The sequence below is a fragment of the Alkalibacterium iburiense genome (assembly GCF_039521845.1).
GTDB lineage: Bacteria > Bacillota > Bacilli > Lactobacillales > Carnobacteriaceae_A > Alkalibacterium > Alkalibacterium iburiense.
Window position 1 is genome coordinate 977 of record NZ_BAAACW010000081.1, and the last position, 10021, is coordinate 10997.

9 protein-coding genes are annotated in these 10021 nt (G+C 36.8%); 2 read left to right on the forward strand and 7 right to left on the reverse strand.

Translation table 11 applies throughout. The features are described from left to right. Nucleotides 1-961: transposase (locus ABDZ53_RS07035; protein ID WP_343755004.1), on the forward strand; the 961-nt coding region annotated here is incomplete at its 5' end. Nucleotides 962-1268: 307 nt separating this feature from the next. On the opposite strand, the gene ABDZ53_RS07040 is transcribed toward ABDZ53_RS07035, so the two are convergent. Beyond that, nucleotides 1269-1922 (reverse strand): YesL family protein, encoded by a 654-nt coding sequence (locus tag ABDZ53_RS07040; RefSeq protein ID WP_343755006.1) that lies wholly within the window; start codon nucleotides 1920-1922, stop codon nucleotides 1269-1271. A gap of 884 nt (nucleotides 1923-2806) precedes the next feature. Here ABDZ53_RS07040 and ABDZ53_RS12920 point away from each other — a divergent pair. Next, on the forward strand, nucleotides 2807-3550 hold the full coding sequence (locus ABDZ53_RS12920) for a DDE-type integrase/transposase/recombinase (RefSeq protein ID WP_425541684.1): 744 nt from the start codon (nucleotides 2807-2809) through the stop codon (nucleotides 3548-3550). A gap of 284 nt (nucleotides 3551-3834) precedes the next feature. Here ABDZ53_RS12920 and ABDZ53_RS07050 read toward each other — a convergent pair whose 3' ends face one another. From ABDZ53_RS07050 to rhaM, 6 genes are all read right to left on the reverse strand, one after another. Next, on the reverse strand, nucleotides 3835-4683 hold the full coding sequence (locus tag ABDZ53_RS07050; protein WP_343755008.1) for a carbohydrate ABC transporter permease: 849 nt from the start codon (nucleotides 4681-4683) through the stop codon (nucleotides 3835-3837). Next, nucleotides 4683-5612 (reverse strand): carbohydrate ABC transporter permease, encoded by a 930-nt coding sequence (locus ABDZ53_RS07055; RefSeq protein WP_343755010.1) that lies wholly within the window; start codon nucleotides 5610-5612, stop codon nucleotides 4683-4685. The genes ABDZ53_RS07050 and ABDZ53_RS07055 overlap by 1 nt, the downstream gene beginning before the upstream one ends. Before the next feature lie 72 nt (nucleotides 5613-5684). Beyond that, on the reverse strand, nucleotides 5685-7010 hold the full coding sequence (locus tag ABDZ53_RS07060; protein WP_343755012.1) for an ABC transporter substrate-binding protein: 1326 nt from the start codon (nucleotides 7008-7010) through the stop codon (nucleotides 5685-5687). A 231-nt stretch (nucleotides 7011-7241) separates the two neighbouring features. Beyond that, nucleotides 7242-8339: a beta-galactosidase BglB gene (gene bglB, locus ABDZ53_RS07065; RefSeq protein WP_343755014.1), complete on the reverse strand. Its 1098-nt coding sequence runs from the start codon at nucleotides 8337-8339 to the stop codon at nucleotides 7242-7244. 17 nt (nucleotides 8340-8356) lie between these two features. After that, nucleotides 8357-9193: a sugar phosphate isomerase/epimerase family protein gene (locus tag ABDZ53_RS07070; protein WP_343755016.1), complete on the reverse strand. Its 837-nt coding sequence runs from the start codon at nucleotides 9191-9193 to the stop codon at nucleotides 8357-8359. Next, nucleotides 9186-9524: an L-rhamnose mutarotase gene (gene rhaM / locus ABDZ53_RS07075; protein WP_343755018.1), complete on the reverse strand. Its 339-nt coding sequence runs from the start codon at nucleotides 9522-9524 to the stop codon at nucleotides 9186-9188. Before rhaM ends, ABDZ53_RS07070 begins: the two co-directional genes overlap by 8 nt. Nucleotides 9525-10021: the final 497 nt, after the last annotated feature.

Here is a 10021-nt window from a genome sequence, read left to right on the forward strand (position 1 = left end):
TTCTCGTGTGATGAGTATCCTAGCCGATAATCTATCTGTGCTGGAAACCATGAATGATCAACTCCTTCAACTGATCCATAACGAATTCGCTATTTTTGAAGAAAACGTTGCGCTTGACGCAACGGCAGTTGACGCACGGACCAAGCCACATAAAACAAGCAATCCATCCTTGCCTAAAATCAAAGACCAGCACGCCATGAGTACAGAAGAGATCGTGGAATGTATTCCGACCTATCCTTCTTGGGGTGTGAAAAAGAACAGTCAAGGAAAAAATACCTTTTGGTTTGGCTATAAAGTGTCCTTAGCCGTTTCCACTCGGACCCAATACATCTTAGATATGACAGTGGCGTCCGCCTTTACGGCGGATGTCAGTTTAGCGATCCCAACGATTCGAAAAGTAGGGAAAAATAAAATCCGAACCGATACCCCCTCTTATTTGACCTTGGATAAAGGGTACGATGCCAAAGACATTTATACGGAAGCTCACAACTCTGGTCAAGAGCCGATCACCGCCTTAAAAAGACAAGCGAAACATAATGGGGAAGTTGATGACCATTATGCCCCTACCTGTTTTCGTGAACACAGCTATAAGTACGACAGCTATGATAAACGTTATGGTGCCCTCAAGTATGTTCGACCAGAAGCCCATTGCCGGGAGTGCCCCTTAAAAAATGCGGGGCTGTGTCAAAAAGTCTATAAGGTAAAACAAATGGATGATGCCAGAAAGTACAATCATCCCGCAAGAGGCACACAAGCTTGGCAGCGTATCTACAATGAGCGAAGCAGTGTCGAGCGAGTCAACGCTTACTTAAAAGATGCCTATCAACTCAATGCTACACGCTTTTATAAAGCCGATCATGCCAATGCTTTTTATCGTTTGATTCAACTGGCATACAATGCACGAACCTATGCAAACCAACGGTTAGCTGAGAGAAAGAACAGAAAAGAAATAGCCGTGTAATTTTTAAAAAATAGTCATTTTGAAATTAGACGAGTGTTTCCTTTTTTAAAAAGTTAGTTATGAAATTGGTTCGCCTATTAAAACTCAAAAATACTTATGATTAAATATATATGCTTTCATTTAAAAATATGTGTGTTTTGAGTGACTGAGATATGTCTTTGATTTTAGTAACATCATTTTCTTATCTGATGAATTTTGATAACCTTTTATGAAGACATTTTAATAATTATATGACCAAACACTGTAACAAAAAATTGTCTTACAAGATTCATTCCTTTTTCTTTTATCTATTCATGATTATAAACCTTTATGTCTCATGCCCTTTCACTAGCACGTCCTTTTTTGATTTTTGTTCTATTCCTTCAAATGATTGGGTTGTTTGCTTAGATATTATAAATATAGGCAAGCTGATTAGTAAAAAGATCATAGTGCCTGGGAATCCCATAAATAGTATATAGCTGATAAATAATAATGGAATCATTTTTATAATGTGATTCAAATGAGCCGTTCCCATAAACAGGGATGTTTTTATTGTTTCAGTGTAAGATCCATTTTTTCGAACCAGTACAGGAAATATATAGAGACTCGTTACTAAAAACATGCTGACTACTGCGCCATAAAAAACTGCCAGTACGAAGAACAGCGCTGTTGGTAAAGTGGGTAGTGTAATCATTCCAAATATCATGAACGCACTTACACCCAAAATACTGTAACCTAGATAGTTTGCAGAAAGAAAATAGGTTTTATATTCAGTCCAGAAAGTTTTGAAAGCGGCTATTTTAATTGTTTTTTCTTCGTACACCTTATTTAAAACGGCATATGACGCCGCTGTAGCCGGAGCCCATCCCAATAGGACAACTCCTGCTAGAGTAAATAACAGCCATAGAAAATTGAGTAGGGATAGAAACATAACCCATTCACAAAATGTATAGACTTTTTCAATGATGTCCTTTTTATTCATTTTAAAACTCCCTCACATATTTAAGTAATTACCAACTTTTTTGTTTTTTCGTGTTGTTTTAATGCAACTATCGTTGCTCTATCAATTAAAATACAAAAAGGCACCTCTTCCCCCCCTTAATCTGATAAAATGAAGTTCACTAAAACAAACATTCATCACTTAAGGAGTGAAAAGAGATGCCTAATCTACTTCAGATTATCATGTATTTAGTTAATAAAATCAAGTGGCAAAACAGTTTAATTCAACTTTTAAACGATTATATTACTTGGCTTGAAGATGCGGGTGATCGACCACCTAAAGGGACCGATATCACAAAGCTTGATTACAACAAATTGACCCTTGATGACCCACCGAAAGTTGTAAAGATTGAACGGGCGGACTATAAATACCTTCTAAAACAGGCCGTGGAAGCAGGTAAACCGATCAAACCTGTTCGTCGCCACAAGTCATCTTCTGAAGTTCCTGAACATGTACGTTGCGCTAAGTGTCATGCGCCCCATGATTATCTCTATAAGAATAATGGTGTGCACGGACAATATCAGTGCAAAGTCTGTTCTGCTTTATTTAATTCGAAGAATCATTACTCTAAAGATGTCATTCTCAAATGTCCTCACTGTGAGAAGTGTCTTGAGAAGATTAAACAACGGTCCGAATTCGACATCTACAAGTGTAAAAACGACACTTGCCCTTATTATATTCAGGCGTTAAACCAGTTGAGTGAGGAGCAAAAGGAACTCTATACTGTCGCACCATACTACTTAAAGCTACGATACGTCTATCGTCAGTTTAATTTAAAACTCGAGGACATCAAGTCCTATGGACTGATTGAATCGCCAGTTGACTTAAGTCGCATTCATGCCTCACCTCGATTATTAGGTGAGATTTTGACCTACCACGTTAATTACGGCCTTCCTGCACCTAAGGTTGCCGCATTAATCTACGACATACACGGAGTAAAGATTGGTAGACAGACGATATTAAACTACGCGGCAGCAGCAGGGGCTCAACTTTACACCCTTACTCAACACTACCCCTATGATCTTTCTGATCAGATCTGTGGAGACGAGACCTACATCCGTGTCGGGAAAAAATGGCACTATATCTGTTACTTCTTCGATGCAAAGAATAAAATCATCTTATCCCAAAGAGTGTCTGAAAAACGCAATACTGAATTAGCAATCAGGGCCATTCACGATGTGCTCGACCACTATATAGCTAGCGAAATCCCTGAGGATTTAAACCTCATCGTTGATGGAAACCCCATTTACAAACTGGCACAACATTTCCTGGCCCAACACGGCCTGAACTTCGATATCACTCAAGTCATTGGTTTAACCAACGAGGACGAAGTATCTAGGCAATATAGGCCCCTTAAACAAATCATCGAACGATTGAACCGGACTTACAAAGGCAATTACCGTGGCACCCATGGATTTAAATCTCAAAATGGTGCACGTGCTCATGTCGCTTGCTTTACTGCCTGCTTCAACTTTCTACGTCCACATCAGTCATTAGATGGCGAAGTTCCTGTGAGGATTCCATTCGTCCATGATGATGCAAAAACAATGCCCGACAAGTGGATCCGTTTATTATCTTTCGGGAACAGTGTTCTACAGTACACGGACTAATACTGTAGAAGTGATTTTACATATCTCGAAAAACTTCAAAAAAACGAAGTTTTTTAAACATGCCTTCTTATACTTCTCGTTGCTTTACTGGATCTGTTATAAAGCTGTTTAATCCAGACAAGGATTGGATTATATTACCTTCATCGACAGAAATCATCATACGAGCAACGAGAAATTTGGGAAACATAATTTTTCATAGATTATTGGGAGTTACCCATATTTACATAATAAAAATAAAAGTAGCTATAAACAGACATTGTTTATTACTACTTCTATTTTTTTGATTATTTCAGTCCAGTTGTTGCAATACCACCAACAATTTGCTTCTGGAATATTAAGAATAGAACAATTTGAGGAATAATAGACAATGTAGACATTGCAAGTAATGGTCCCCAGTTAGTCGACCCTGTAGCGTCCATAAAGTTACGTAAAGCTAAAGATACAGTATGAAGACTCGCATTATTTAAATAAATTAAAGGTCCCATAAAGTCATCCCATGTCCACATAAATGAGAATATAGCAACTGTAACTAAAGCGGGTTTCAATAGTGGTAAAATTATTTTCCAAAAGATTTGCATTTTAGTGGCACCATCAACGATAGCTGCTTCATCTAGTTCCTTTGGAATTCCTCTAATGAATTGAATCATTAAAAAGATAAAGAAAGGCTGTCCCCCTACAAAAGCAGGAATAATTAATGGATAAAAAGTGTTAACCCATCCAATATTATTAAAGACAATATACTGTGGGATTAAAGTCACTTGAATAGGCAGCATGAGCGTAGCCATTAAACAAGCAAACAAAATAGCTTTTCCTCTAAATTCTAAACGCGCAAACCCATAGGCGACTACTGATCCAGTAAGTAAGGTACCGATTACAACGATTCCTACAATAATGAACGTGTTTCTAAAGTAAGTACCGAATCCAATACCTCCGAATCCAGCCCACCCCTCTACATAGTTCATCCAATCAATTTCACTAGGTATTAAAGATACGGCATTACCAAAAATCTCAGGTTCTGGTTTTAAAGAACTGCTGACTAACCATAGAACGGGATAGAGCATGGTGAAACCTAAGGAGATAACAAAAACATAATAAATAATATCTCTTATTCGTTTACTACTTTTAGTTTTCATTACTTTTCTCCTCCTTGGTAGAATACCCAGTATTTAGAAGTGGCAAAGAATATGGCCGTTACAACAGCTATAATTAATAATAGCACCCAAGACATCGCTGAAGCATACCCCATGTGACGGTATTCAAATGCCTGCTCATATAGGTATACGGCATAGAAATTAGTCGCATCTAAAGGTCCACCGCCTGTTACCAAATAGGCTTGAGTAAATGTCATAAAGCCTTGAATAGTTCCCATTACTAAGTTAAAGAAAATAACTGGTGTTAACATAGGAATTGTAATATGGAAAAATTGCTTAATCTTTGAAGCGCCATCCACACTGGCTGCTTCATAAAGGGAGGTTGGAACTTGCCGCAGACCAGCTAAGAATATAACCATCGGTGAACCGAACTGCCATATGACTAATAACACAAGGACATAAATGGCTGTATCTGGATTTCCTATTAAGTTCCGATCGGTAATATTGAGTGCAGACAGTATTTCTGTAATCGCACCACCGTGACCAAACAACTGTCTCCACATAACAGCTACTGCTACACTTCCTCCGATAATAGAAGGAATATAGAAAATACCAGTAAATAGCCCACTACCTTTTCGTCCAGTGTTGAATAACATAGCTATAAATAATGCAAAAGCCAATCTCAATGGAACTGAAATGACTACATACTGAAACGTTACTTTTAATGAGTTTATAAATCTTGCATCAGAAAATAATCTTCTGAAATTATCGAGACCAATCCATTCTGGAGCTGATAATAATCTGTATTCAGTGAAAGACAAAATAAGAGAAGCTAGCATAGGTCCAATTGTTAATAGAATAAAACCTATCAACCAAGGTGATATCGCTAAATATCCAGCTAGGTTATCCGTCTTATCTTTTCCTTTCATCCCTTTCATACTATCAGAAAAATCGCCGAAATTTGTTGCCATAGTTGCACCACCGTTTCCTTTCTAAAATAAAGGGCAACTGCATCAGTTAAGGCGTTGCCCTCTTTTAGTTAATTAGTTTAAAATACCGTTTGCTTCATTGATAAATTGTTCAGCTGCTTCTTCAGGAGTCACTTGTTCATATTTTAATGATTCAATGACTCTTAAGAATGACCCACGGACTTCTGTCTCTCCTGGAGGCGAAATTGGATCTGCAGGCTCAGTGTAATCAGCGACTACATCAAGGAATTCAAAGGTTTTTCTAGTTGATTCTTCAACTTGCTCGCTTAAGTGATCTCTAACAACACTTGAAATCGGAACGCCTCTTTCACCTTGTAGAATTTCATTAGCTTCAATACTATTAGTCATAAAGTTAATAAATTCAGCTGCTGCGTCGACATCTTCTGCATGATCTGTTACAGACCAAGACATGGATGGTCGAATAAAGTTAGCGTGTGTGCCATCTAGTGACGGTAAAACGGTCAGTCCTAATTCGTAATCTGTCGATTGTTGATCACCGATTAACTGGTTACTTGCTGCTGTTCTCATGAGTGACGTGCCATCTTGTACCATGCTGTCTCCACCTTCATGGTAGGATAACATAATATCATGCGTTGGCGCTGCACCGTCTGCAACCATGGTTTGTAACCACTCGAAGAAATCTACTAAAACGGGTTCTTCAAAGCCTAAACCGTTTCCATCTTCATTATAAAAACTTTGACCATTCTGTCTGACATAGTTATTGAATAACTCATACTCAGAGTTTGCAAAGTCATAGCCCCAGTATTCTCCACCATCGGCTTCGATTGTTTCTTTGATTTCTAAATTGATATCATATAAATCTTGGTATGTGAAGCCAGGTTCCATATCGACACCGTGTTCTTCAGTTAAGTCCACATTATAGATAACTGCTAGGGCATTCGCTCCACCTGAAATTCCTAATGTGCGGCCATCTACTTCTAAAATCTCTTGGTAGACATCATCAACATCTGATAAGTCGATGGTACCGTCTTCAGTATAAGGTGCTAAATCTACTAATAGGCTATTACTGTCATATTCATTTAAGTAAGAATTATCCATTTGAATGACATCTGGTAAATTACTACCTGCTGCTTGGGTATTTAATCTTTCCCAGTAGCCATCCCATCCAGTGTATTCAGTTTCTACTGTAATACCTGTTTCTTCAGTAAATAATTCAATCGCTTCCAAAGTCATGTCATGACGTTCTTGTCCGCCCCACCATGCTACTCTTATCGATTGGTCGCCGTCACCTTCAACAACTTCTGCATCTACGTTAGGGTCGTTTTCTGCCCCTGTATCTTCTTCATTCTCTGCACCATTCCCACATGCAGTAGCTATTAGGGCAGTTGTTGCTAATAACGCATAAAAACGTTTATTCATTTGCTTCTCTCTCCTTCTATATATAACAATTACTCTATGTATAGTATACCCTTATTGTTACCGTTTTCTGAATACAAAAATGGAAACAAACTATAAAAAATCAATGCAATTAATTATAAGAATGAATAAATAATCGAAATAAAAAAACAAACAACCTTTATGTGTAAAGTAACGGAATACTCTACAGCTCTAAAGATTGTTTGTTTAAATGTTTACTTATTTATATACGAATTAAACATATGTGTATAGATACTCAGTTAAGGCTAAAATCGCAAGGGATTGACCATAAGGCATAGTCGTCACTCTAATATTTCTATAAAAGTCTAAATCATCACCCATACCTGTTCCAACAGATACTTTTTCTACTGCGCCCTCTTCATTAATATTATCCACGATACCTTGAATGGCTTTTTCAGCAACAGGTAAATAGTCTTTTGAGATATAACGTTTTCTAATACCTTTAAGTATCCCAAAAGCGAAACCAGCAGATGCCGAAGCTTCGAGGTATGAATCTGAATCATTTAGTAACGTTGACCATAAACCACTTTCATCCTGGTGTTTTTTTAGTGCTTCAACCTGTCTGTTTAAAGTAGTTGTCAGGAAATCATATAAGTGATCTCCAGATTTCAAATCCAACATTTCAATAATCTCAGGTATAGCTATAGTGGCCCAACAATTTCCTCGTCCCCATAAGGCATTGGCAAAATTATGATGCCCTTCGAATGTCCAGCCGTGAAACCAGAGACCTGTTTCTTTATCTGCTAAATATTTAATGTGGATCAGGAACTGTTTTTTTGCTTCTTCTACATATTCCGGTCTGTCTAATAGTAAACCTATTTTGGCTAACGGTAGAACAGTCATCATTAAAGTATCTGCCCATAACTGATTTTTGTTTTCTGGTCCGTATGTCATATGCTGCAAGCCGTTTTCATCTGTTCGAGGCATATCGTACATAACCCAGTCTGCCCATTGTTCCAAGTAAGGCTTAAACTCTGTTCTATTTTCTTCTTCATATAGAAAAGCCATCGTTAATAAAGGCGCCATCGTATTCACGTTTTTTGGTGGTGCGCCTTCAATTAAACGCTGCTCATACCATTCATCTAAAATATGTTTAGCAGATTCACTTTTTGTGAATTTATAGTAAGAATATAGCCCGTACAACCCTACACCTTGTGGCCAATTCCAAACATGCCAACTTTTATCATCAACAATTAATCCATCAAAATCAAGCAGGTACTCTCCTGTGTCATCTTTAATGGCTGATAAATTCTCAGCTAATTTATCAATATAGTCTGTAATCTTATCCTTGTTAAGTTCGAGTTCTGTCATCGTATTTTATTCTCCTATTAGTAAAATTTGTTTAAAAAATTAATAGCGCCATCTATGTGTGGCTCTTGAGTTTCTTCAAGTAAAATCGGAATACCTGGTTTCTCATTCTTTATCTTTGTCATTAAATACTCATAATCCATTTCACCCTGTCCCACAGGAACAATTTGTTTTTCCTTATCTTTAATAACAAAGTCTTTAGCATGAATGACAGTGATTTTATCTCCAAATAAATCAAAAGCCTCATCTATTATTTCGTGCTGTGTTTCAACCGAAGCATTATCTGGGAATAAATAGTTTACGACATCTAAAATAATCTGCATGTTATCAGAATTTACTTCATCAATTAATTTTTTCATCATTATAGGAGCATAAATAGGGTGATTGATTCCACCTTCAATAGTTACAATGACTCCATGTTTTTCCGCTTCTTTCACCAATTCTTTAACACTTTCAACTGCATTGTTAAAAGCTTCTTCTTCGAAATTCTTCTCAGTGTACTGAACTTCTGGTGTAGCTGCTCCTGTTTCAGAACCTACTGTTAATGCTCCAAAAGCTTTAGCGTAACGGATATGAGCTTTAAAGAAATCCAAAGCTTTTCTTCTTTCATCCAAATCTGGGTGTATCATGTTGATGTAACATCCCAAAACGGCAATATTTATATTTTGATTACGGAATGCATTTCCAATATCTCTAGCCATACCTATATTCATATTTCGCGTGGTCACTTCGTAATCTTTAACCGATCTAAGTAAAGCTAACTGAATATATTGAATATCTTTTTCAGCTATTTTGTCAGCTAAATCTTCAATTGTCGTGTTTTCAATATCATGTGCTCTAATTCCAATATTAAACATTTTTATTCTCCTTATCTTGACTTAAATGAAAGACTTCTTTCAGATTTCGTGTAACCGGACTATTATCAGGATTGGTTTCCATTACAGGTTCCATATAATCCCACCATTTTTTATTTATGGTAGTAGACGCTGTTTCATCCCACCTATGATTATCTTCCAACTCTAGAAGCGCAAACAAAAGATTCGTTTCCTCATCCAAGTAGATGTTGTATTGAATTAAACCATGCTCTTTTAGCATAGTTTCCATTTCTGGCCAGAGCTCATTGTGTCTTCTATGATATTCTTCGTGTTTATCCGGATAAACTGTCATCACAAAAGCTTTTCTTATCACTATCATCATCCTTTCTTTTATTTAAAAATTAAGCGGTTACTCATATGAGTACATTCACTTTTCCAACCCTTTGTTTCAAGCATAACATACCCTACTGTCTTCTTCTATGAGCAGCTAAACTATCTATACATGCTCCAACAAATTCAAATGGAAGAAAAAAACTAACTTCTTTCACTAAAAATAGTATGCTATAATTGATTATTAAGGGTTACTTCGAACATATTTTTTTATGGCTCATTTACATGAATCAATATACACACCTAATTGAAAACCCTATCAACATTATATATAATAAGTGTGATCGTTTCCATATAAAAAAACAACTTTCTATATAAGAAAACCCTAAAGCAAGCATTATGACTAGGAGTGTAATGGTGAGATTAATAAAAAAATACTCTTATAAAAAAATACTCATTGGCAGTAGAGGGTGCTGAAAAAGAAACCCTTTTTAAGGGCTATAAATGGGTAAAATAAATAATCAGTGATTATCTGGTAAA

Excerpts from the sequence above, each read along its gene's own strand:
- ABDZ53_RS07040 (WP_343755006.1), bottom strand. The coding sequence starts at position 1,922 with ATGAATAAAAAGGACATCATTGAAAAAGTCTATACATTTTGTGAATGG.
- ABDZ53_RS07050 (WP_343755008.1), bottom strand. The coding sequence starts at position 4,683 with ATGAAAACTAAAAGTAGTAAACGAATAAGAGATATTATTTATTATGTT.
- ABDZ53_RS07055 (WP_343755010.1), bottom strand. The coding sequence starts at position 5,612 with ATGGCAACAAATTTCGGCGATTTTTCTGATAGTATGAAAGGGATGAAA.
- ABDZ53_RS07060 (WP_343755012.1), bottom strand. The coding sequence starts at position 7,010 with ATGAATAAACGTTTTTATGCGTTATTAGCAACAACTGCCCTAATAGCT.
- bglB (WP_343755014.1), bottom strand. The coding sequence starts at position 8,339 with ATGACAGAACTCGAACTTAACAAGGATAAGATTACAGACTATATTGAT.
- ABDZ53_RS07070 (WP_343755016.1), bottom strand. The coding sequence starts at position 9,193 with ATGTTTAATATTGGAATTAGAGCACATGATATTGAAAACACGACAATT.